This is a genomic window from Streptomyces sp. BBFR2 (assembly GCF_044497305.1).
In the GTDB taxonomy this organism is placed as follows: domain Bacteria; phylum Actinomycetota; class Actinomycetes; order Streptomycetales; family Streptomycetaceae; genus Streptomyces.
In genome coordinates, this window is sequence record NZ_CP172415.1 from 1972418 (window position 1) to 1994835 (window position 22418).

Below are 22418 nucleotides of genomic sequence, written 5' to 3' on the forward strand. Positions count from 1 at the left end.
GTGACGGAGGGGGGCGGTACGCGGTTCCCGTTCAGTTCCGGCCGGGATACGGCGGAAAACCGCCGACGAGCGCCGCGGTGCGCGGCCGGACCGCGCTCTCCCCGCGCAGCGCCGCGCCGATCAGCTCCGCGATCCGCGCCATCTCCGGCTCGCCCATCCCCTGTGTCGTCACCGCCGCGCTGCCCAGCCGGATGCCGGTACGCCGCGCGGCGCCGTCCGGGCAGGCCAGCGCGCAGGTGTCGAGGACGATCCCGGCGGCGGCCAGCCGGGCCCGGGCCGCCCGCGCGTCGAGGCCCAGCGGCGCGGTGTCGGCGACGATCAGATGGGTGTCGGTGCCGCCGGTGGCGAGCGTCAGCCCCTGGCCTTCGAGGGCGGCGGCGAGCGTCCGGGCGTTGGCGACGGTCCGCCGGGCGTAGCCGCGGAACGCGTCGGTGGCCGCCTCGTGGAACGCGACGGCCTTCGCGGCGACGGAGTTCATCTGCGCGCCGCCCTGCGAGAACGGGAAGACGGCCCGGTCGATCCGCTCGGCCAGCCGCGCACCGCACAGGATCATCCCGCCGCGCGGCCCGCGCAGCACCTTGTGCGTGGTGGCGCAGACGACGTCGGCGTACGGCACCGGGTTGGGCGCCGCTCCCCCGGCGATCAGTCCGGCGGGGTGGGCGACGTCGGCGATGAGGTAGGCGCCGGTCTCGTCGGCGATGTCGCGGAAGGCGGCGTAGTCGATGTGGCGCGGGTAGGCGATCGAGCCGCAGACGATCGCCTTGGGGCGGCGCTCGCGGGCCAGGGCGCGGACCTCGCCGAGGTCGAGGAGGCCGGTGGCCGCGTCGACGCCGTAGCCGGCGAAGTCGAACCAGCGGCCGGAGAAGTTGGCGGGCGAGCCGTGGGTGAGGTGCCCGCCGTGCGGCAGGGACAGGGCCAGCACGGTGTCCCCGGGGCGCAGCAGGGCGGCGTAGGCGGCCAGCACGGCGGAGGAGCCGGAGTGGGGCTGGACGTTGGCGTGTTCGGCGCCGAAGAGGGCCCTGGCGCGTTCGACGGCGATCCGCTCGGCTAGGTCGACGATCTCGCAGCCGCCGTGGTGGCGGGCGCCCGGATAGCCCTCCGCGTACTTGTTGGTGAGCGGGGAGCCGAGGGCGGCGAGGACCGCGGGCGAGGTGAAGTTCTCCGCGGCGATGAGCTGAAGCGTCTCGCTCTGCCGGGCGCTCTCGCCGACCAGCACCCCGGCGATCTCCGGGTCGGCGGCGGCCAGCGCCGCGAAGTCCGCCGGACACGCCCCGGCGTCGGCGGCCGCCACGGCGCCCGGTGAGGCACCCGGACGCGCGTCGGCCGGTGACGTGCTGCGGGGTGACGCGGTGGTGGCGGACATGGCGCGCTCCGGGCCTCGTACGGGGACTCACGTCCAATGTAGGCGCGGTGGGGCGATCGGGCGCGGCGGCGGGGGCCGGGGGCGTACGAGGGCGGGAGAGGGGCCGTGGGCGGCCCGGTGCCGCGCCCGGGTTTCCCTACGCCCGCGCCGGGACCCCCGTGAGGGCGGTGACGACCGGGTCGAGGGCCTGGTTGATCTCGTCGCCGATGGAGCGGAAGAAGGTGATGGGGGCGCCGTACGGGTCGTGGACCTCGTCGGACTCCGGGTCGGGCGCCAGCAGCCAGCCGCGGAGCGCGGCGGCGGCGCCGACCAGGGCGCGGGCCCGCTCGACCAGACCGTGGTCGGGCAGCTCCGGGTCGGGCTCCGGCAAGGTGGCCGGGTCTATCGCCCGGACCAGGCGGTTGAACTCCTTCAGCGTGAAGGTGCGCAGCCCCGCGGAGTGGCCCATCGAGATGACCTGGGCGCGGTGGTCGCGGGTGGCGGTCAGGACCAGGTCGGCGCGGATGACGTGCTCGTCGAGCAGTTCCCGGCCCAGGAACCCGGCCGGGTCGGCGCCGTAGTCGGCGAGGACCGTCGCTGCGTGCGTCTCCATGGGCGCGCCCTCATGGCCCCAGGTGCCGGCGCTCTCCACCACCAGACCGCTCGTCCCGCCGCCGAGCCGCAGGTCCAGGGCGTGGCGGTGCAGCCGCTCGGTGATCGGCGAGCGGCAGACATTGCCGGTGGAGACGTGCAGGATCCGGAAGCGGGCGGGCGCGGCCGGCGCCGCGGCGCGGGCCTGGACGGCCGCGGCGTAGCCGGACGGCGGCACCGACGGGAAGGCGGTCTCACCCGGCCCCGTTATGCCGCGCCCCAGGGGCGCCATCAATTGGCCACCTCGAGCTCGGGCACGACCTTCCGCAGTTCCTCGGCGCTGAGGGAGCCCTCGCGCAGCAGCACCGGGACGCGGCCGGTGACATCGACGATCGAGGACGGCACGGCGGCGGGCGTGGGACCGCCGTCGAGGTAGACGGAGACGGAGTCGCCGAGCATCTCCTGGGCGGCGTCGCAGTCCTGCGGGGAGGGGTGTCCCGTGAGGTTGGCGCTGGAGACCGCCATCGGGCCGAACTCGGTGAGCAGTTCGATGGCGACGGGGTGCAGCGGCATCCGCACCGCGACGGTGCCGCGGGTCTCGCCGAGGTCCCAGGTCAGCGACGGCTGGTGGGTGGCGACGAGGGTCAGCCCGCCCGGCCAGAACGCGTCGACCAGCTCCCACGCCTGCTCGGAGAAGTCGGTGACCAGGCCGTGCAGGGTGTTGGGCGAGCCGATGAGGACCGGCGAAGGCATGCCGCGGCCGCGGCCCTTGGCCTCCAGCAGATCACCGACGGCCTCGGCGCTGAACGCGTCCGCACCGATGCCGTAGACGGTGTCGGTCGGCAGGACGACCAGCTCGCCGCGGCGGACGGCCGACGCGGCCTCACGCAGACCGGTCGCGCGGTCGGTCGCGTCGCTGCAGTCGTATCGCCGTGCCATTTAACGGTCCTCCTCGTGCGGAACGGATACATCGGGCGTCGGGGTGGCCGTCATGGCGACACCCGGCGCGCGGTGGCGAAACGGGGCCGGTTGTTCAGGTCCGGGTGGTCGGCCGCGTCGGCCCAGCCCCGTTCCTCGGCGAAGATCCACGGCACCTGGCCGCCCTGGGTGTCGGCGTGCTCGACGACGACGAGCCCGCCGGGCCGCAGCAGCCGGTGTGCGGTCCGCTCGATGCCCCGGATGGTGTCCAGCCCGTCCTCACCGGAGAACAGCGCCAGCTCGGGGTCGTGGTCGCGGGCCTCGGGGGCGACGTACTCCCACTCGGTGAGCGGGATGTACGGCGGGTTGGAGACGACCAGGTCGACCTGGCCGTCCAGCTCGGGCAGCGCGGTCAGCGCGTCGCCGTGGTGGAGGGAGACCCGCGAGCCCTCGACGTTGCGCCGGGCGTACGTCAGGGCCTGCTCGGACAGCTCGACGGCGTGCACCGTGGAGCGCGGCACCTCCTGCGCCAGGGCGAGGGCGATGGCGCCGGAGCCGGTGCACAGATCGACGATGACCGGCTCGACGACGTCCATCGCGCGCACCGCGTCTATGGCCCAGCCGACCACCGACTCGGTCTCCGGCCGGGGCACGAACACACCGGGCCCGACGTGGAGTTCGAGGTAGCGGAAGAACGCCCGCCCGGTGATGTGCTGGAGCGGTTCGCGGGCCTCGCGGCGGGCGATCGCCTCCCAGTACCGGGCGTCGAAGTCGGCGTCCGCGACGGTGTGCAACTGGCTGCGCTTGACGCCGTGGACGTGCGCGGCCAGCTCCTCGGCGTCGAAGCGCGGTGAGGGCACGCCGGCGTCGGCCAACCGCTGGGTGGCCTGGGCCACCTCGGCGAGCAGCAGGTTCACGGGTTCCTCCAGCCGGTCGTGCGGGCGTGCGGGTGGTGCGGGTCTTACTGGGCGGCGGCGAGCTTGGCCGCCGAGTCGGCGTCCACGCACGCCTGGATGACCGGGTCGAGCTCGCCGTCGAGCACCTGGTCCAGGTTGTACGCCTTGAAGCCGACGCGGTGGTCGGAGATGCGGTTCTCCGGGAAGTTGTACGTCCGGATGCGCTCGGAGCGGTCGACGGTGCGCACCTGGCTGCGGCGGGCGTCGGACGCCTCCCGCTCGGCCTCCTCCTGGGCGGCGGCCAGCAGCCGCGAGCGGAGGATACGCATCGCCTGCTCCTTGTTCTGGAGCTGGCTCTTCTCGTTCTGGCAGGAGACGACGATGCCGGTGGGCAGGTGCGTGATGCGCACCGCGGAGTCGGTGGTGTTGACCGACTGGCCGCCGGGGCCGGACGAGCGGTAGACGTCGATCCGCAGGTCGTTGGGGCCGATCTCGACCTCGACCTCCTCCGCCTCGGGCGTGACGAGCACGCCGGCGGCGGAGGTGTGGATACGGCCCTGCGACTCGGTGGCGGGGACGCGCTGGACGCGGTGCACTCCGCCCTCGTACTTCAGGCGGGCCCAGACGCCCTGGCCGGGCTCGGTGGCCCCGCCGCCGCCCTTGGTCTTCACGGCGACCTGGACGTCCTTGTAGCCGCCGAGATCGGACTCGTTGGCCTCCAGGATCTCGGTCTTCCAGCCGGCCCGCTCGGCGTAGCGCAGGTACATCCGCAGCAGGTCACCGGCGAACAGCGCGGACTCCTCGCCGCCCTCACCGGCCTTGACCTCCAGGATGACGTCCTTGTCGTCGCTCGGGTCGCGGGGTACGAGCAGCAGCCGCAGCTTCTCGGTCAGCTCGTCGCGCCGGGCGTCGAGTTCCTTGACCTCGTCGGCGAAGTCCGGGTCGTCCGCGGCGAATTCACGCGCGGTCTCCATGTCCTCGCCGGTCTGCTTCCAGGAACGGTAGGTGGCGACGATCGGGGTGAGTTCGGCGTAGCGCTTGTTGAGACGCATGGCCTCGCGCTGGTCGGCGTGGACCGCGGGGTCGGCCAGCTTCTTCTCCAGACCGGCGTGCTCGCCGATCAGTTCCTCGACCGCCTCGAACATCGTGGGGTTCCTTAGCTGACTGGTGTTTCCGGGCGCCGGTCACCTGGTGCGGCGCGGGGCCGCGGCGTCGCCGGACCTCCGGCCGGGTCCGTGGCCTGGACGACAAAGCGCCGGTCCGGTCGCCCCTTCGAGGGGCGACCGGCAACCGGCGCCTTGCGGGTCGCTACTTCTTGGCCGAACCGGCGGCCTTGCCGAAGCGGGCCTCGAAGCGGGCCACACGGCCACCGGTGTCCATGATCTTCTGCTTGCCCGTGTAGAACGGGTGGCACTCGGAGCAGACGTCGGCGCGGATGCTGCCGCCCTCGACGGTGCTACGGGTGGTGAAGGCCGCGCCACAGGTGCAGCTGACCTGCGTCTCGACGTACTCCGGGTGGATGTCGCGCTTCAAGGGGATCTCCTAGGTTCGGGAGTGCTCCGGGTCGTGCCGCGGGTTTGCGTCACGTGAACCGGGGCCGACGGTCCAGTCTGCCAGGACTTGTCGCATCTCCCAAAACCGGGGTGGACCGCCGGGTATTCCCCGCCCCGTACGCGCGGAAACCCCGGCGGCCCGGCGGTTACCCGCCGTTCCCGCTCCCCCACCTCGCGTGGCGATCCGGGGCTACCTCACGTACGAGCCGGTGCCGCCCTTGTCGCCCGCGGAGTCCTTGAGCGCGCTCTTGGGGATGGCGCGGTCCTGCCGCAGCGCGTCCCAGACCTGCGCGGTCTGCCGGGGCAGCGGGGCGACCCGCGCCGGGTCGAGCTTGTCGTACGCCACGGGCAGCGTGACCATGTGGATGTCCTGCGAGCCGAGGGAGCTGAGCGACTTCGCCAGGCCGGTCAGCGCGCCGACGGAGTTGAGGTCGGTGTCGGTGGTGACGGTCTTGGTGGCGGTGTCGGCGATGTCGTAGAGCTTGGCCGGGCTGGTGAAGACTCCGACGCTCTTGACCTGCTGCATCAGCGCCTTGACGAAGGTCTGCTGGAGCTGGATGCGCCCCAGGTCACTGCCGTCGCCGCCGGGTACGCCGTGCCGGGTACGGACGAGCCCGAGGGACTGCTCGCCGGACAGGACGTGATGTCCGGCGGGCAGGTGGAGGTGGCTGGAGTTGTCGTCGATCGGCTTGCTGGTGGTGAGAGACACCCCGCCGAGCGCGTCGATGAGCTTCTTGAACCCGGTGAAGTCGACCTCGACGAAGTGGTCCATACGGATGCCGCTGAGCGATTCGACGGTCTTGACGGCGCACGCCGGACCGCCGACCTCGTAGGCGGTGTTGAACATCACCCGCCGCGCCCCGGGCACCTCCTTGCCGTCCTTCAGACAGGACGGCCGGGTGATGAGGGTGTCGCGCGGGACGGAGACGACGCTCGCCTTCCTGTGGCCCTTGTAGACGTGCAGCACCATCGCGGTGTCGGAGCGCGCACCGCCCTCGTCGGCGCCGTACTCGGCGTTGTTGCCGGCCCGCGAGTCGGAGCCGAGGACGAGGATGTCGAGCGAGCCGTTGTCGACGTCGTCGGGCCGGTCCTTGCCGAGGGCGGCGTTGATGTCGATGCCCTTGAGGTTGCCGTTGAGCTGGTAATAGACGTAACCGAGTCCGGCGCCGGTGAGCAGCAGGCAGCTGACTCCCGCGCAGAGCGTGATGGTCAGGGCACGGCGGCGCCGGCTGGGCGCCTTACGGCGGCGGCCCGTGGCGCGTATGCGGCGGTCGCGGCCCGCCGCCTCCTGCTGCGTCCCGTTGCTGTCGGCCATGTGCTCCTCGGTCCGTGTGCGCTGCCCCCGCCCGTGCCGGGCCGCGCGGGGCGGGCACGGCGCGTCATGTCGTGGGAGACGGGGAGCCGGACGGAAGGGTTGCACAGCGCCCTGTGCCGGTCCGGTGACCACGAGGTGACGGCCGTGCGCCGCCGCCCCGCCCGTACGGCTGCCCCGACCAGCGACGATGGTCGCTTTCCGGCCACCCGAAAGCGGCCGGTTCCGGGCGCCTCCTGTGCGAAAGGTCTCAGCGGGACACCCCGGACGGAGGTACACGGACCGGTCACCTCCGGCCCTCGCCGCACCGCCGTACGCGTCCGCCCGGACCCGCACCGCCGTACGCGACCGGGCCGGGCATCCGCGCCGGGCGTCCGGACACGCGCCCCGGCCCGGACAGCACGGAGCCCCCCGCACCCGGGGGTGCGAGGGGCTTTCCGTAGCTACGGCGCGCGGCCGGGGCGTCAGTCGTTGCCGTTGCCCGTGGTCGGCGTCGTCTTCTGGATCTGGAGCAGGAACTCCGCGTTGGACTTCGTCTGCTTCATCTTGTCCAGCAGCAGCTCGATCGCCTGCTGCTGGTCCAGGGCGTGCAGCACCCGGCGCAGCTTCCAGACGATGGCCAGCTCGTCGGCGCCCATCAGGATCTCCTCCTTACGGGTGGACGACGCGTCGACGTCCACCGCGGGGAAGATCCGCTTGTCGGAGAGCTTGCGGTCGAGCTTGAGCTCCAGGTTCCCGGTGCCCTTGAACTCCTCGAAGATCACCTCGTCCATCCGCGAACCGGTCTCGACCAACGCGGTGGCCAGGATGGTCAGCGAACCGCCGTCCTCGATGTTCCGCGCCGCGCCGAAGAACCGCTTCGGCGGGTAGAGCGCGGTCGAGTCGACACCACCGGACAGGATGCGGCCGGAGGCGGGCGCCGCGAGGTTGTACGCACGGCCCAGACGGGTGATGGAGTCCAGCAGGACAACCACGTCGTGACCCAGCTCGACGAGGCGCTTGGCGCGCTCGATGGCCAGCTCGGCGACGGTGGTGTGGTCCTCGGCCGGGCGGTCGAAGGTCGAGGAGATGACCTCGCCCTTGACCGACCGCTGCATGTCGGTGACCTCTTCGGGCCGCTCGTCGACGAGGACGACCATCAGGTGGCACTCGGGGTTGTTGCGGGTGATCGAGTTGGCGATCGCCTGCATGATCATGGTCTTACCGGTCTTCGGCGGGGCCACGATCAGACCGCGCTGGCCCTTGCCGATCGGCGTCACCAGATCGATGATCCGGGTCGTCAGACCGCCCGACTCCCCCTCCAGGCGCAGCCGCTCCTGCGGGTAAAGGGGCGTCAGCTTCCCGAACTCCGGCCGCTGACGGCCCTGTTCGGGCGCCACGCTGTTGACGGTGTCGAGGCGGACCAGCGCGTTGAACTTCTCACGGCGCTCCCCGTCCCGCGGCTGGCGCACCGCACCGGTGACGTGGTCACCCTTGCGCAGACCGTTCTTACGGACCTGGGCGAGCGAGACGTACACGTCGTTCGGGCCGGGCAGGTAGCCGGAGGTCCGGATGAACGCGTAGTTGTCGAGGATGTCGAGGATGCCCGCGACGGGGATCAGCACGTCGTCCTCGGAGACCTGCGGCTCGTTGCCGAAGTCCTCACGGCCGCCGCGACGGCCCCGGCGGTCGCGGTAGCGGCCGCGACGGCCGCGGCGGCCGCCCTCGAAGTCGTCGCCGTCGTCGTGGCGGTTGTCCCGCTGACGGTCACGGCGGTCACCCTGGTTGCCCTGGTTGCCGGAGTCGTTGCCGTCGTTCTTGTTGCGGCGGCCCTGCTGGCGGTCGCGGCGGTCGCCCTTCGGGCCGCGGTCCCCACGGTCCCCGCGGTCCTGGCGGTCGCCGCCCTTGTGCTGCTGCTCGGGCTGCTCACCCTTGGCGGGGCGCTCGTCGGCGGCGGTGTCGGCCTTGGCCTTCGGCTCGGCCTTGGTGTCGGCCGCGCCCTCGGGGCTGCCGGCGGCCGCGGTGGCCCGGCGGCGACGGCGCTCACCGGCCGGCGGCTCGTCGCTGGCGGGCTGACCGGGAATGTCGATCTGCTGCTGCCCGGCCTGCTTGTCGGCGCTCTTGTCGGCCTTGGCCGGCTTGTCGGCGGCCTTGGCGGCGTCACCCTCGCCCGTACGGGCCTTGGAGGTGGCGCGGCGCTTGGGCTTGGTGTCGGTCTCGGCGGGCGCGTCGGCCTTGGCGGCGCCGGAGGCGCCCGCGGCCTGCCTCTCCTTGATGACCTCGATCAGCTGGCTCTTGCGCATCCGCGCGGTGCCCTTGATGCCGAGGCCGGAGGCGACCTGCTGCAGCTCTGCCAGGACCATGCCGTCGAGGCCGGTACCGGAACGGCGGCGCCGCGTGGTGCCGGCAGCACCGGTGGCAGGCGCGGCGGGAGCGTCCGTGGCGGGCGCGGTGGCACTGCCATCGGTGCGCACGCCCATCAGATCGGTGGTGTCGCTCACGAAGGGTCCTTCCCTGGAGCGGGCGTCGGCCTGTCTGGCTCGGCGACCGGTTGTGCTGTCCGGCTGGTGGTCCCGCGGTGTTGCGAACCGGGCCGGGGCGGTGGTCCCGCCGGATACGGCGGAAAGATCAGTTCATTGGTCCGGCGCGAAGGGATGCTGTGTGACCCATGTCCGTCACGCCGATTCCGGAGCGTGCTCACTCCTGCTCGGGCCATTGCTTCGAGCAGTTTGGGAGGCTCCCGGAAGAAAGGTGGTCCCGATAGGGACACGAAGCATCGCGCCACTCAGGCGTCGAGTACTGACTTGAGGTTAACACTACCGGATCCAACAAACATTCCCCCTTCCCGAGACCGGCAATCGTCGATCATCCGCGCCCGTCACCCGGCGAGCGGCAGGACGCATGTGCCCGCCGCGTCGAGGGTCAGCCGGTTGGCCGCCCAGCCCTCTCCCGCCAGCGCGGCGACCTTGTCGGCCGAGGCTTCCTCGGCCAGTGCGAGCACCGTCGGGCCCGCACCGGAGATGACCGCGGGGACACCGTCCGCACGCAGTCGGTTCACCAGGGCCACGCTCTGCGGCATCGCGGGGGCGCGGTACTCCTGGTGAAGTCGGTCCTCGGTCGCGGCCAGCAGCAGCTCGGGGCGCCTGGTCAGCGCCTCGACGAGCAGTGCGGCGCGACCGGCGTTGGCCGCGGCGTCCACATGCGGGACGGCGCGCGGCAGCAGGCCACGGGCGGTCTCGGTCAGCACCGGCTTCCCGGGGACGAAGACCACGGGGACGACCGAAGCGGCCGGCTCCATCCGGATCGCGCGGGCCGCGCCGGCGTCCGTCCAGGCCAGGGTGAAGCCGCCGAGCAGACAGGCGGCGACGTTGTCGGGGTGGCCCTCGATCTCGGTGGCCAGCTCCAGGAGCGCGGTGTCGTCGAGCCTCTGCTCACCGCCGATGGTCACCGCGCGGGCGGCGACGATGCCGGCGCAGATTGCCGCCGAGGACGAGCCGAGTCCGCGGCCGTGCGGAATGCGGTTGGCACAGACGATTTCCAGCCCGCGCGGCTGCCCGCCGAGCAGGTCGAAGGCGGTGCGCAGGGAGCGTACGAGCAGGTGGCTCTCGTCGCGCGGGAGGGTTTCACTGCCCTCACCTGCGATGTCTACGTGCAGACCGGAGTCGGCGACCCGCACCACGACATCGTCGTACAGCCCCAGCGACAGGCCGAGGGCGTCGAAGCCGGGGCCGAGGTTGGCGCTGGTGGCGGGGGTGCGCACCCGGACGGCGGCGGCACGGAACGCGGGACCGGCCATCGCTCGATGACTCTCCTTGATTGATGTGCGGTACTGCCCCGCGCCACCGCGGCGCCGAGGCGCCCGGCCGGCCGGCGGGGTCTGTTCTGACCTGCCCTGCACACCACTGCGTCATGCCGTGCGGAGGGGAGTTGGCTGCCAGCCTATCGAAGGAAGGTTCTGTGGCGACATAGGGCGCACGGGAGGCGCACGGTGCGTGTCGCACGCCGAACCGTGCCTCACTTCCGACTTTGCAGCCTTTGCACACTTTGCGATACGGCGGGTCACCTGCCCCGGGAGCTGGTGACCCGCCGTACGCCCGGCGTGTGCGGTCGCCGGTTACGCGAGGCCGAGGCGCTGGGCCGCGGCGTCCGCGTCGATCGGGACGGTGACGGGCTGCGGCGCGCCGGCCACGGCCCAGTCGGGGTCCTTGAGGCCGTTGCCGGTCACCGTGCAGACGATGCGCTGACCGGGGTCGACCTTGCCCTCGTCGGCGGCCTTGAGCAGACCGGCGACCGAGGCGGCCGACGCGGGCTCCACGAAGACGCCCTCCTGTGCGGCCAACAGCCGGTAGGCCGCCAGGATCTGACGGTCCGTCACCTCATCGATGGAGCCGCCCGACTCGTCCCGCGCCTGCTCCGCGAACGACCACGACGCGGGGTTGCCGATGCGAATGGCGGTGGCGATGGTGTGCGGGTCCTTGACGACCTCGCCGCGCACGATCGGGGCGCTGCCGGACGCCTGGAAGCCCCACATCCGCGGGGTGTGCGAGGCGATGCCGTCGGCGGCGTATTCGCGGTAGCCCTTCCAGTACGCCGTGATGTTGCCGGCGTTGCCGACGGGCAGCACATGGATGTCGGGTGCGTCGCCGAGCATGTCGACGATCTCGAACGCCGCGGTCTTCTGGCCCTCGATACGCACAGGGTTGACGGAGTTCACAAGTGCGACCGGATATTTGTCCGAAAGTCCACGGGCGAGCGTCAGACAGTCGTCGAAATTTCCGTCGATCTGGAGGATCTTCGCGCCGTGCACCAGCGCCTGGCCCATCTTGCCGAGGGCGATCTTGCCCTGCGGGACGAGCACCGCGCAGACCATCCCGGCGCGCACCGCGTACGCGGCGGCGGAGGCGGAGGTGTTGCCGGTGGAGGCGCAGATGACGGCCTTGGCGCCCTCCTCCTTGGCGCGGGTGATGGCCATCGTCATCCCGCGGTCCTTGAAGGAGCCGGTGGGGTTGGCACCCTCGACCTTGAGGTGCACCTCGCAGCCGGTGCGCTCGGACAGGACCTGCGCGGGAACGAGCGGCGTGCCGCCCTCCCGCAGGGTGACCGCCTCGGTCGTGTCGCTGACCGGCAGCCGGTCACGGTATTCCTCGATGATTCCGCGCCACTGACCGTTCGCGGCGGACGCGGTGGAATTGGCAGACATGGGTTCCTTTACTCCCCTTCGACCCGCATGATGCTGGCGACACCACGGACGGTGTCCAGCTCGCGCAGAGCCTCGACGGTCGACGACAGGGCGGCGTCGGCCGCCCGGTGGGTGACGACGACGAGGGACGCCTCGCCGTCGGCGTCGGGCCGCCCCTGTTGACGGACGGTGTCGATCGACACCCCGTGCTCGGCGAAGACCGTGGCGACCTGCGCGAGGACGCCGGACTTGTCGGCCACGTCGAGACTGATGTGGTACCGCGTGACGACCTCGCCCATGGGGCTGACGGGCAACTGCGTGTACGCGGACTCCCCCGGCCCGGTGGTGCCGGCGAGCTTGTTGCGGCCGACCGCGACGAGGTCGCCGAGGACCGCGGAGGCGGTCGGCGAACCGCCCGCGCCCGGCCCGTAGAACATGAGCTGACCTGCGGCGTCGGACTCCACGAAGACCGCGTTGTACGCCTCGCGGACGGAGGCCAGCGGGTGGCTGAGCGGGATCATCGCGGGGTGCACGCGGGCGGTGACGGACGCGCCGTCCGCGGCGCGCTCGCAGATGGCGAGCAGCTTGACGGTGCACCCCATCCGCTTGGCGGAGGCGATGTCGGAGGCGGTGACCTCGGTCAGGCCCTCGCGGTGCACGTCGTCGATGGTGACGCGGGTGTGGAAGGCGATACCGGCGAGGATCGCGGCCTTCGCGGCGGCGTCGAAGCCCTCGACGTCGGCGGTCGGGTCGGCCTCGGCGTACCCGAGGGCGGTGGCCTCGTCCAGCGCCTCGCTGTACCCGGCGCCGGAGGTGTCCATCTTGTCGAGGATGAAGTTGGTGGTGCCGTTGACGATGCCGAGGACGCGGTTGACCTTGTCGCCGGCGAGCGATTCGCGCAGCGGGCGGACCAGCGGGATCGCACCGGCGACGGCCGCCTCGTAGTAGAGGTCCGCGCCGTGCCGCTCGGCCGCGGCGTGCAGCGCCGCACCGTCGGCGGCGACCAGTGCCTTGTTGGCGGAGACGACGCTGGCGCCGTGCGCGAAGGCGGTGGTGATCAGCTCACGGGCCGGTTCGATACCGCCGATGACCTCGATGACGATATCGACGTCCTCGCGTTTGACCAGCTCCATCGCGTCAGTGGTGACCAGCTCGGCCGGGATGCCGTCGCGCACGCGGTCGGGGCGGCGGACGGCGATCCCGGCCAGCTCCACGGGTGCACCGATGCGGGCCGCGAGGTCGTCGGCGTGCGTCGTCATGATGCGCGCCACCTCTGAGCCGACCACACCACAGCCCAGGAGCGCCACCTTCAGCGGACGCGTACGCATCATTCGACCTCTGCTTTTCATCGATACTGCCGTTTTTCTGCTCGGTAATTTCTCAGTCTCACGCACCGGATGGCACTTTCCGCGCCTCGTCCGGATACCGAGACATTTATGTCGCCCGCTCCGGACACCCGGAGGAGTGCGTCATCCGACATCCAACCGCAGAAGATCCTCCTCCGTCTCCCTGCGGACGATGACCCGGCCCGCGCCCGCCGAGACAGCCACCACCGGGGGCCGCAGCGCGTGGTTGTAGTTGCTGGCCATCGAGCGGCAGTACGCGCCGGTCGCGGGCACCGCCAGCAGGTCACCGGGGGCCACGTCGGACGGCAGGAAGGCGTCCCGGACGATGATGTCGCCGCTCTCGCAGTGCTTGCCGACGACGCGCGAGAGCATCGGCTCGGCGTCCGAGGTCCGCGAGACCAGCGCGACGGTGTACTCCGCGTCGTACAGCGCGGTGCGGATGTTGTCGGACATCCCGCCGTCGACGGAGACGTACGTCCGCAGCCCCTCCAGCTCCTTGACGGTGCCGACCTCGTACAGCGTGAAGGCGGTGGGGCCGACGATGGCGCGGCCCGGCTCGACGGAGATGCGCGGCACGCTCAGCCCGGCGGCCTCGCACTCCTTGGTGACGATCTCGCCGAGCGCCTTGGCGATCTCGTGCGGCTCGCGCGGATCGTCGTCCGAGGTGTACGCGATGCCGAGGCCGCCGCCGAGGTCGATCTCCGGCAGCTCCACGCCGTGCTCGTCGCGCACCTCGGTCAGCAGTTGGACGACGCGCCGGGCGGAGACCTCGAAGCCGGCCATGTCGAAGATCTGCGAGCCGATGTGGCTGTGGATGCCGGTCAGTTCCAGACCGTCGAGGGTCAGCGTGCGCCGCACGGCCTCGGCGGCCTGGCCGCCGGCCAGCGCGATGCCGAACTTCTGGTCCTCGTGCGCGGTGGCGATGAACTCGTGGGTGTGCGCCTCGACGCCGACGGTGACGCGGATCTGCACCCGCTGCCGCTTGCCGAGCCGCTGCGCGACGTCGGCGACCCGCACGATCTCCTGGAAGGAGTCGAGCACGATCCGCCCGACGCCCGCCTCGACGGCGCGGGTGATCTCCTCGGTGCTCTTGTTGTTGCCGTGCAGCGCGATCCGCTCGGCGGGCATCCCCGCGTCCAGCGCGGTCGCCAGCTCACCGCCGGAGCAGACGTCGAGGTTGAGGCCCTCCTCGGTCAGCCACCGCACCACCGCGCGGGAGAGGAACGCCTTGCCCGCGTAGAACACGTCGGCGCCCGTGCCGAACGCCTCCCTCCAGGCCCGGCAGCGCGCCCGGAAGTCCTCCTCGTCGAGGAAGTACGCGGGGGTGCCGAACTCCTCCGCGAGCGTCTTGACGTCGAGGCCGCCGACGGTCACCACACCGTCGGCGTCGCGCCGGACGGTACGCGACCAGACCCGCGGGTCGAGGGAGTTGAGGTCGGCGGGCGGCCCGGCGTAGTGCCCCTCGGGCAGGACGTCGGCGTGACGGGGCCCGGCGGGGTGGGCGGAACGGCTCATGGTGGTGGAGATCCCCTCGAAATGTCGTTCAGAGTCGTACGGGTGCAAGGACGCCGAGCAGGCGGAGGCCGTTGGCGAGCACCGTCCCGGTGGCCTCGGCGAGGGCCACCCGGGCGCGGTGCACGGCCGAGGGTTTCTCCTCGCCGACGGGCAGCGGCGGACACCCGCCCTGCCAGCGCAGATACGCGTCGGCGACCGCCTCCAGATGACGCACCACCCGGTCCGGCGCCCGGTAACGCGCCGCGGCGGCGACGGCGTCCGGGAAACCGCCGAGGAGAAGGCGGAGGGCGTGGGTGTCGGGCGCGGCCGCTCCGGGGCCGGCGGTCGTTCCGCAAGCAGCGGTCGCGGCGGTCGCTCCGGGGGCCGTCCGCGTACGGGGGGAGGCGGCGGGTGCCGTGCCGTGGAGGCCGTCCGGGGCGGGGCCGCGCGGGCCCGGCGCGGCGGTCGCTCCGGGGGCGGCGCCGGGGTACGCACCGGTGGCGGTGTCCGTACCGGCGGTGGTGTCCGTACCGGCGGTGAGGTGCGTCTCCGCTCCGGTGTCGCCCGGCTCGCCCATGAACCCCAGCTCCCGGGCGTTACGCACCACCGCCCGGGTCCGGGCGTACGCGTACTGCACCCGGAAGCGCGGGTTCTCCTCCCGCTGCACGGGCCGCTCGGGCAGCCGCACCGGATCGTGCGCGGCGGGCCGCAGCAGCGCCCACCGCGCCTCGTCCGCACCGAGCTTCGCGACGAGCCGGTCCAGCTCGGCGACGGCTCGGGAGTCGGGTGACCGCCCGGCCCCGGCTGCTTCGGGGGACGGCCCGGCCCCGGCGGCGTCCCGCGGCGCGGCGTCCGGCCGGGGTACGGGGGCGGCGGCCGGCGGGCGGTCCCGGTCGCGGGAGGCCGACGCGTCCGGCCCCGGGGCGGCGGCCGCCGCGTCGATCCGGGCCAGGGCTTCGGCGACGACGAGTCCGCGCGCTCCCCGGGGCGGCGGTGCGGCGGTGGCTCCGGGGCGCCCCGGGCGGGCGCCGCCCGTGCCGTACGCGGGGCCCTGCGCGAGGACGGTGCGGACCAGTTCGGCGGATGCGTCGCCGCCCAGCGTGAAGTTCAGGAAGCCGGGCCCCGCGACCTCGACCCGGGCGAGGCCCGGACAACCGGCCAGCCGCTTGCGCAGCACCTCGGCGACGTCCCGGGCGGGCAGCCCGGCACCGGCGGCGAGCTGGAGCGCGACATTGGACGCGTAGTCCCCGGAATGCGGCGCGGGCCGCACCACCACCCGCTCCGGCACCACCACGGAAAGCTCCCGCTCCGCCACGGCGCCACGCACGGAGCGCAGCACGGCACGGGACAGCTCGGCGGGGGTCACAGGACAAGCGTATGGGAGAACGGGGCCGCCCATGCGACCAGGTTTCGCCTGGTGGACACCGGGGCCCGGACGTGGCGCACCTCACGCGGCCCGGACGCGTCCCGGGGCTCCGCAGGGCGCCGGGGACCGGCCCGCCCGGCGGGCACCGGGGCGCCCCGGTGCCCGCGATGACCTCCGCGACCGGCCACAGGGGGCCGGCCCTTCCCGGGAGGCTCGCGGAAAGCCGTCCCCGTCAGCCGTGGGAGCGCTCCCGGCGGCCCCCGCCGAAGTGCTCCAGCCGCTCCGGCTGCGGCGCGAAGTGGTCCTGCCGGTCCAGGTGGTCACCGCATTCGAGATGCGCGACGTGCTCGGCGAGACCCGGCTGCCGCCGCACCGCCGCCAGCCCCGCGGCCCGCTCCGCCGCCGCCCGGTCCGCCGCCGCGCCGTCACGGCCGGCCGTCGGCCGCCGCCCTTCCCGGGCCAGCCGCGCCACCGTGCGCACCATCTCCGCCGGCTCGAACGGCTTGCCCAGGAACGCGTCGACGCCCACGGACTCGCCGCTGTCCGCCTCGCTGCCCGTACAGGCGCTGATGATCGCGAGGGGGATGTCCCACGTCCGCGGATCGGCCCGCAGCCGCGCCGCCGTGTGCAGACCGTTGAGCCGCGGCATCACCACGTCGAGGGTGATCACATCAGGTCTCACGTCATGCACGACGTCCAGACATTCGGCACCATCAGCCGCGGTCACGACCTCGAAGCCCTCCAGCTCAAGGTTGACCCTGATCAACTGCCGGATCACCTTGCTGTCATCGACGACAAGGATCCGACCGCACAAGCCAGGCACACGACGAGATTAGGGGCCCGCCTCCGGCGGCGTACCGCTTTTCCGCACTTCGGCCCCCGTGCGAGGGACCTTTCCCGGACCGCTCCACACCCGCCTCGGCCATGCGCTACGCCCCGTTCCCGGGGCCCGTCGCCCCGTACGGAACGCACGCCGGGCCGGTGCACCCCGTGCGACGACGGCGATCTTCACCGGGCCCGCCGGCCCGCCGCCCCGCCCCATCGGCCGCCCCCTTCCCGACCACCCGGAACGCACTCCGCGCCCCTCCCTCAATCACGTGCCGGAACACCCCATCGGAGCTGGTAGTGTTCTACCCGTCGCCGAGCAACACGGCGAAACGCCCCCGTAGCTCAGGGGATAGAGCAACGGCCTCCGGAGCCGTGTGCGCAGGTTCGAATCCTGCCGGGGGCACTTCGTTGGAAGTGCCGGAGAACCCCGACATCAGTGGAGACGCTGAGTCGGGGTTTTCGCATGAGTACGGGCGTTCGGCGTCGGGTGAGTACGGGCGGATGCCGTCGAGCGGGGCGGGGACCGCTTCGGCGGGGCCCGTGCAGGCCCATTCGTGTTCGCCCCTTTTTCTGCGTGGTGTGCGTGCCGCTCAGTGTTCCGGGGAGCCGCCTCCCCCGCGTCGGTATCGCTCCCCCACCACGCCCTGGTCGGTCTCCCACCAGGGGCGGGTCCGTTCGGCGGGCGGGGGTGTGGTGGTGGCCGGTGCGGGGGTCGGGGTGGCCGTCGTCAGTTCGCGGTCCAGGCGGGCGTCCAGCGCCGCCGTTCTGCCGCGTTCGGAACGTACCCACTCCGCGAAGACGGCGATGAGGAAGGGGAGCCCGATCAGTTCGGCGAGGGTGAGCATGAGGCCGCCGCCGATCATCTGGTCGCGCTGCGGGGTGGGGTCCCAGGGGCGGTGGTGGGCGGTGTACCAACCGCCCGCGACGAGGGTGCCGCTGGTCATCACGACGATGCCGGGGACCGAGTCGACCAGTCCGTCGACGAGGACGAGGAGGGCGCGGACGGGGTGGCCGCACCAGTCGGGCAGCAGCGCCTCGCGGGTGAGCATCGGCAGGACGAAGAGGCTGCCGACGACGAGGAGTTGCAGGTACATCAGCTCGTGCAGCGGGCCGTGCCGCAGGGCCGTCGGGAAGTACGGCGTGAAGTAGATCGCCAGCTCGGAGGCGAGTACCAGGACGGTACTGACCAGGGGGAACGTCAGCAGGCGCAGGGCGCGACCGGAGAGTGCGGCGCGTAGTCGGCGGGCGGCGGGCGACCGTGCGTCCAGGGCGCGCAGGGCCAGTGCCAGGGGGTCGCCGAGCGCCAGGCCGAGCGGGGCGATCAGGTCGAGGACGATGTTCTGCACGGCGGCGGGCCAGAAGAGTTCGTGGTCGTAGACCGCGAGTCCCGACATGGTCGCCACGGTGATCGCGCCGAGTCCGAGGCCGGCGAACGCGGCACTGCGGGCGAGCGGCCAGCGCTCACCGCGGCGCGCGAGCCGTACGACGCCCCAGGCGTAGAGGCCGCCCAGCAGCAGCACCAGGGTGAGGGCGTACGGGTCCAGTTGCCAGCTATCGGCCAGCCGGGCGGCGGTCAGCTCCGGCAAACCGGCGGAAAGCGGGGTCGGGGTCACGGGGGACCACGCTAGACCTCCCGCGGGGCGGGGTGCGGGGTGGGGGCGGGCCGCCGGTGTCCGTCCGGGCGGGCCAGGTGGACGGACTGCGGTGACGGGGCGTGGACGACCTGGTCAGCGGCAGCGGGCGGGGCGGGGCCGGGCCGCTGGTGTCCGTTCCGGCGGACGGTCTGCGGCGGCGGGGTGCGGGCGCCCAGGTCAGCGGTAGGCGGCCGGGCGAGGGCGGGCCGCCAGTGTTCGTCCCGGCGGACGGCCTGTGGGTGCGGGCGCCCAGGTCAGCGGTAGCGGGCGGGCCGGGTGATGCCGGCGCGTGCTGCCTGCCGTATGCGGTCGGGGCCCGCGTTCTCGCGTGCCTGGGCGTCGTCCTTCCAGCGCTTCGGTTGCAGGAACAGCAGCTCGCCGGTGCCCGGGACCAGGGCGACGCCGCCGAACGGCTCGTCCCCGGCGAACCAGATGCCCCCGGCGAGATCCGGCCAGCCGGGGCGGCCCAGCGGGTCCTTCGCCCGCAGGGTGCGGGTGCCCGCGCCTCCGCCGAGGCGGAGGAAGAGGGTGTGGGAGGCGTACTGTCCGGCCTTCTCCACGGGGGTGCGGAATTCCAGGGGATAAGTACGGAGCACCCGGGCGCATCTGCGGGTCAGGGCGACGCGTTGCCGGAATGCCAGCAAGGAGATCAGGCCGCCGAAGAGGCCGATGAGGGCCACGGGCAGGAGATAGGTGTTCTTGAAGAGGTACAACTGGGCCCATAGGAGGACGCACGCGGGGAAGAATGTCAGGAATTTCTTCGTGGCGGTGGTGTAGTGGTGCTTCAGCGCCCCGGCGAAGTCCGTTCCGTCGGTCGGGTAGGGCGCTTGGACGGCCTTCGGGCCGGTTTCTTCCCCACGTGGCGCCGGGGTCATCCGAAGGGGCTCCGCTCCGATGGGTCCGGGGTGGCGGGCGAGCCCGGAATTCCGTTCCCCGCCGGCTGTGCCGTGGGGTCGGTGAAGGAAAGGGTGCGGGCGACTCCGAGCAGTACGCCGCGGTAGTCCTGGGCGGATTCCACAGCGGGGGTGACCAGTTGCAGCATCACGATCGACGCGGCGCCGGGGCGGGGGACGGCGACCGTGCCCTGCCAGACGGTACCTTCGCGGGAATCCGTTTCCTCTTCCGTTTCCGCCCCCTCGGGGGGAGCGGCCGGGGAAGGCGCGCGGCGGACCGTTTCCCACAGGTATCCGGTGCCGGCGGGGATTTCCACGGGGGCGATGCCGTCGGCGCGGCCGGCTCCCGTACTTTCGCCGCCCAGGAGTTGCATCAGAACGGCATGGGGATTGGCGCCCGAGGTCGTCACGGTGGAGACCGTGAGGACGGAGAGGGTGGGCTCGCCGTCGTCGTCGGGGTGCATACCTAGGGCGCACCCCATCACCTCGCGCTTGCGCAGCATCGTCAGCACGGCCGCGTAGAGCCGGAACACCTGGTCGGCGCGGTCGCGGTGCTCGGGAGCCAGCAGGGTGATCTGCCGGGCCGTCTCCTGAATCGCCTCGGGGGTGGGCCGGAGATCCAGCGGGAGGTAGCCGTAGGGCATTCCGTACCAGAATTCCGGCTTCGGCTCGGTCGCCGTGGTTTCGACAAGGCCGTTCACAGCCGGATTCCCCTCACCAGTTCCGCCACGTCGGTGGCGATTTCCGTGACCCCGCCCGTCACGCCGGTACCGGCGGCGACTCCCTTGGTGATCTCGGCGCTGTCGTGTCCGGGGCCGTCCTTCGGGAGCACTCCGACGGTTTCCAGGGACGACGCCATGTTGGCCGCGACATTGACGCCGTTGATGCCGTACTGGAGCGCGCCGGTGGTGGCGTCGGTGGCGACGTCGAGTGCCTTGTAGCTGAAGGCCGGTACGATTTCGCGGCCGAAGGTGCCCAGTTTCGAGCCGATCGACATGGCCTCGCCGCCTTCGCGTGCGACCGCCGCCGCGAGCCCCGCCTCACTGCCCGCGCGGGCGAGGGCGCCGACGCCCGGCACCATGCCGAGGGTGTCGCCGACCATGGAGGCACCGGCGAAAAGACCTTCCTTCCAGCCGTATTTCCCCGTCAGCGCGTCCCTGAAGTCCTCGCTGGCGAGGTTCTTGGCCATGGACACCGCGCTGGCGGCGACCGCGATACCGGCGAAAAGCGGCGCCGCCGGGGTCGGGAGCAGCGCGAGGAGACCGGCGATGGCGCCGATGGTTCCGGCGTGGTCGACGAGGAATTTGCCGACCGCTGCGAGCCCTTCGCCGATGGCGCTGAGCGTTTTGCTGAACCAGCCCGGCTCCTTGGGGGCCAGCTTGTCATCGGCCTCGTCGAGTTTTCCGGCGACTTCATTGGCGCGCCGGCTGTGGAGGTCTTCGAGTTCGCGCGCCTTCTTCACGACGTCGTCGTAGGCGGTGTTGGCGTTTTCCACCTGCTGGGACGCTTCGTTGAGCGCGCGTTCGGCGGCCCGCAGGCGGTCCGTGGCGGCATCCGCCTCCGCCTGGCTGGGGTATTCCTTGCCGCCGAGTTTGAGGTCCGGGTCCGCCTTGGCCGCGTCGTAACGCTTCCGGGCGCTTTCCGCGTCGGCCTTCTTCTCGCGCGCGGCGTCGTCGTATTTCTTCGCCAGATCGCGGTGGGAGGAGAGGTCGCCTTCCCAGCCCTTGAGGCAGTTGGCGGCCTTCTCCAGGGAGTGGCCCGCGTTCATCACGGCCAGCTTGAGGTCGCCGTCGATCGTGTCGCGGAACGCGCTGGCAGCGTCCCCCTGCCAGCTCGAACTGGCGCCGAGGAGGTAATCGATCTGCCGGTAGCAGTTGTTCAGGGTGTCGGCCGCCGCCTTCACCTTGGTGTAGAGGCCGGTGACGGACTCGGGGAGTCCGGGTACCGGATTCCAGCCCAGGCTCGGGTAAGGATTTGCCGCCATGATCAGCGCTCCCCCGCGTTGGTGGCTGCGGTCTCTTCCATCTTCTTGAGCGCTTTGGAGAGGTTGTCCTCCAGCTCCTTGTAGCTCAACGCGGTCTTCTCCACGCCTTCGTCGACCGCCTCGATCAATTCCTTCAGCTCACCGGTGCCGTACTTCCACCGTTCCTGGAACGTCTCGCACGCCTCGTCCAGCCGCGCCGTGCCGATCTGCTCGGCGTTGACGGACGAAAGGGCTTTGCGGGCGTTCTCCAGATCCGAGATGGATTTCTTCAGCACCCGGCCGAATTCTCCGAGTTGCGTGAGATCCACCTTGAACTCGTCAGACACCGGTAAACCTCTTCTTCCCCCGGGAAACGAAGTGAACATACGTCACACGAGGGGCAATTGGGGCACCTATGTGCCGCCCGGTGTGACGCGAAGCTAAGGTATAGCAAGCGCCAAGTTCTTGTAATACCCGGCCCGGGGCCACCCTCCCGGCGACGGTCCGACGTGCGAAAAGGGGGACTTTCCGGTGAGGTCTGCGGAGCATACGGTTCCGGCCACGGCCGCCTTCGAGGACGCGGGGACGCGGTCCGCCTGGGTCGCGGAACGGCGGCGGGTGCGGATCCGGCTGGCGTGCTGGACGCTCGGGTGGGTGGTGTTCTTCCTCGCGCTCACCCTGCTCGACGAGTTCGGGATCCTCCCGCTGTCCGACGTGAAGTGGAGCGGACGCCGGGGGCGCGGCGCCGGGAATCTGATCGGCGCGCTCGGAGCCGTCGCCCTGCTCGTCTGCCTCTATTTCGTCTACCGCTGCATGGGCTCCCTGCGGCTGCTGAAGCGGATGCGCCGCACCCTGGAGGCGTCGCCGTGGCGTCCGGTGCCCGCGGTGCGGCGCATCCCGCGGAACAAGGACATCGGCGTCCCGGTGCGGCTGCGCCTCGGGGACGCGGACGAGTGGACGCGGGACATGTCCACCTACGCGACGCGGCCGCGGCGGCAGTGGCCCGAGGCGCTGGAGCGGGGCGCCTGGTACGCCGGTGACCCGCGGGGCGAGGGGGTCCTCGCGCTGCCCGGCGGCGGGCGCCCGATGGTGATCAAGCCGCGGTGAGAGGAACGGTGTGCGGG

20 protein-coding genes and 1 tRNA gene are annotated in these 22418 nt (G+C 72.2%); 2 read left to right on the forward strand and 19 right to left on the reverse strand.

Translation table 11 applies throughout. From position 1 onward, the window contains the following. Positions 1–31: 31 nt before the first annotated feature. The 14 genes from glyA to ACGH2B_RS07220 form a co-directional block, all read right to left on the reverse strand. On the reverse strand, positions 32–1363 hold the full coding sequence (gene glyA, locus ACGH2B_RS07155; protein ID WP_399085786.1) for a serine hydroxymethyltransferase: 1332 nt from the start codon (positions 1361–1363) through the stop codon (positions 32–34). 136 nt (positions 1364–1499) lie between these two features. Further along, positions 1500–2228: a protein-tyrosine-phosphatase gene (locus ACGH2B_RS07160; protein ID WP_399085789.1), complete on the reverse strand. Its 729-nt coding sequence runs from the start codon at positions 2226–2228 to the stop codon at positions 1500–1502. Then, entirely contained in the window at positions 2225–2872 is a 648-nt protein-coding gene (locus ACGH2B_RS07165) for an L-threonylcarbamoyladenylate synthase (RefSeq protein WP_399085792.1), read from the reverse strand. Before ACGH2B_RS07165 ends, ACGH2B_RS07160 begins: the two co-directional genes overlap by 4 nt. Positions 2873–2922: 50 nt before the next feature. Then, on the reverse strand, positions 2923–3768 hold the full coding sequence (prmC, locus tag ACGH2B_RS07170; protein WP_399085795.1) for a peptide chain release factor N(5)-glutamine methyltransferase: 846 nt from the start codon (positions 3766–3768) through the stop codon (positions 2923–2925). 44 nt (positions 3769–3812) lie between these two features. Next, the gene (prfA, locus tag ACGH2B_RS07175; RefSeq protein WP_399085798.1) at positions 3813–4892 is read right to left on the reverse strand and encodes a peptide chain release factor 1; all 1080 of its coding nucleotides are present in this window, start codon (positions 4890–4892) and stop codon (positions 3813–3815) included. Between the two features lie 163 nt (positions 4893–5055). Continuing rightward, entirely contained in the window at positions 5056–5280 is a 225-nt protein-coding gene (rpmE, locus tag ACGH2B_RS07180; RefSeq protein ID WP_399085801.1) for a 50S ribosomal protein L31, read from the reverse strand. Between the two features lie 210 nt (positions 5281–5490). Beyond that, a complete protein-coding gene (locus tag ACGH2B_RS07185; protein WP_399085804.1) occupies positions 5491–6615 on the reverse strand; it encodes an LCP family protein in 1125 nt (374 codons plus the stop codon). A gap of 461 nt (positions 6616–7076) precedes the next feature. After that, positions 7077–9092 carry a transcription termination factor Rho gene (gene rho, locus ACGH2B_RS07190; protein WP_399085807.1) on the reverse strand — a complete coding sequence of 672 codons (2016 nt, stop codon included), beginning with the start codon at positions 9090–9092 and terminating at the stop codon, positions 7077–7079. 377 nt (positions 9093–9469) lie between these two features. Next, complete coding sequence (gene thrB / locus ACGH2B_RS07195) at positions 9470–10387, reverse strand: homoserine kinase (protein WP_399085810.1); 918 nt, start codon at positions 10385–10387, stop codon at positions 9470–9472. Between the two features lie 318 nt (positions 10388–10705). Further along, positions 10706–11791 (reverse strand): threonine synthase, encoded by a 1086-nt coding sequence (gene thrC / locus ACGH2B_RS07200; protein WP_399085813.1) that lies wholly within the window; start codon positions 11789–11791, stop codon positions 10706–10708. An 8-nt stretch (positions 11792–11799) separates the two neighbouring features. Then, a complete protein-coding gene (locus ACGH2B_RS07205) occupies positions 11800–13101 on the reverse strand; it encodes a homoserine dehydrogenase (RefSeq protein ID WP_399085816.1) in 1302 nt (433 codons plus the stop codon). Positions 13102–13239: 138 nt separating this feature from the next. Beyond that, positions 13240–14631 (reverse strand): diaminopimelate decarboxylase, encoded by a 1392-nt coding sequence (lysA, locus tag ACGH2B_RS07210; protein ID WP_399085819.1) that lies wholly within the window; start codon positions 14629–14631, stop codon positions 13240–13242. A gap of 28 nt (positions 14632–14659) precedes the next feature. Continuing rightward, complete coding sequence (gene nrtL, locus ACGH2B_RS07215) at positions 14660–15976, reverse strand: ArgS-related anticodon-binding protein NrtL (RefSeq protein ID WP_399085822.1); 1317 nt, start codon at positions 15974–15976, stop codon at positions 14660–14662. A 232-nt stretch (positions 15977–16208) separates the two neighbouring features. Further along, positions 16209–16799, reverse strand: coding sequence for a PleD family two-component system response regulator (locus ACGH2B_RS07220; RefSeq protein WP_399085825.1), 591 nt, complete (start codon positions 16797–16799; stop codon positions 16209–16211). A gap of 336 nt (positions 16800–17135) precedes the next feature. On the opposite strand from ACGH2B_RS07220, the gene ACGH2B_RS07225 reads away from it, so the two are divergent. Continuing rightward, positions 17136–17207: transfer RNA gene (locus tag ACGH2B_RS07225), tRNA-Arg, on the forward strand. 187 nt (positions 17208–17394) lie between these two features. Here the strand turns inward: ACGH2B_RS07225 and ACGH2B_RS07230 are convergent. From ACGH2B_RS07230 to ACGH2B_RS07250, 5 genes are all read right to left on the reverse strand, one after another. Next, positions 17395–18417, reverse strand: a complete 1023-nt coding sequence (locus ACGH2B_RS07230; RefSeq protein ID WP_399085828.1) for a cytochrome c oxidase assembly protein — start codon at positions 18415–18417, stop codon at positions 17395–17397. A gap of 275 nt (positions 18418–18692) precedes the next feature. Further along, positions 18693–19313: a hypothetical protein gene (locus ACGH2B_RS07235; protein WP_399085830.1), complete on the reverse strand. Its 621-nt coding sequence runs from the start codon at positions 19311–19313 to the stop codon at positions 18693–18695. Next, complete coding sequence (locus tag ACGH2B_RS07240; protein WP_399085833.1) at positions 19310–20032, reverse strand: hypothetical protein; 723 nt, start codon at positions 20030–20032, stop codon at positions 19310–19312. The genes ACGH2B_RS07235 and ACGH2B_RS07240 overlap by 4 nt, the downstream gene beginning before the upstream one ends. Beyond that, the gene (locus ACGH2B_RS07245; protein ID WP_399085835.1) at positions 20029–21315 is read right to left on the reverse strand and encodes a putative T7SS-secreted protein; all 1287 of its coding nucleotides are present in this window, start codon (positions 21313–21315) and stop codon (positions 20029–20031) included. Before ACGH2B_RS07245 ends, ACGH2B_RS07240 begins: the two co-directional genes overlap by 4 nt. A 2-nt stretch (positions 21316–21317) precedes the next feature. Continuing rightward, positions 21318–21641, reverse strand: a complete 324-nt coding sequence (locus tag ACGH2B_RS07250) for a hypothetical protein (protein ID WP_399085838.1) — start codon at positions 21639–21641, stop codon at positions 21318–21320. 184 nt (positions 21642–21825) lie between these two features. Between ACGH2B_RS07250 and ACGH2B_RS07255 the strand changes: the two genes are divergently transcribed. Then, positions 21826–22401, forward strand: coding sequence for a hypothetical protein (locus tag ACGH2B_RS07255; protein WP_399085841.1), 576 nt, complete (start codon positions 21826–21828; stop codon positions 22399–22401). The last annotated feature ends 17 nt before the right edge of the window (positions 22402–22418 follow it).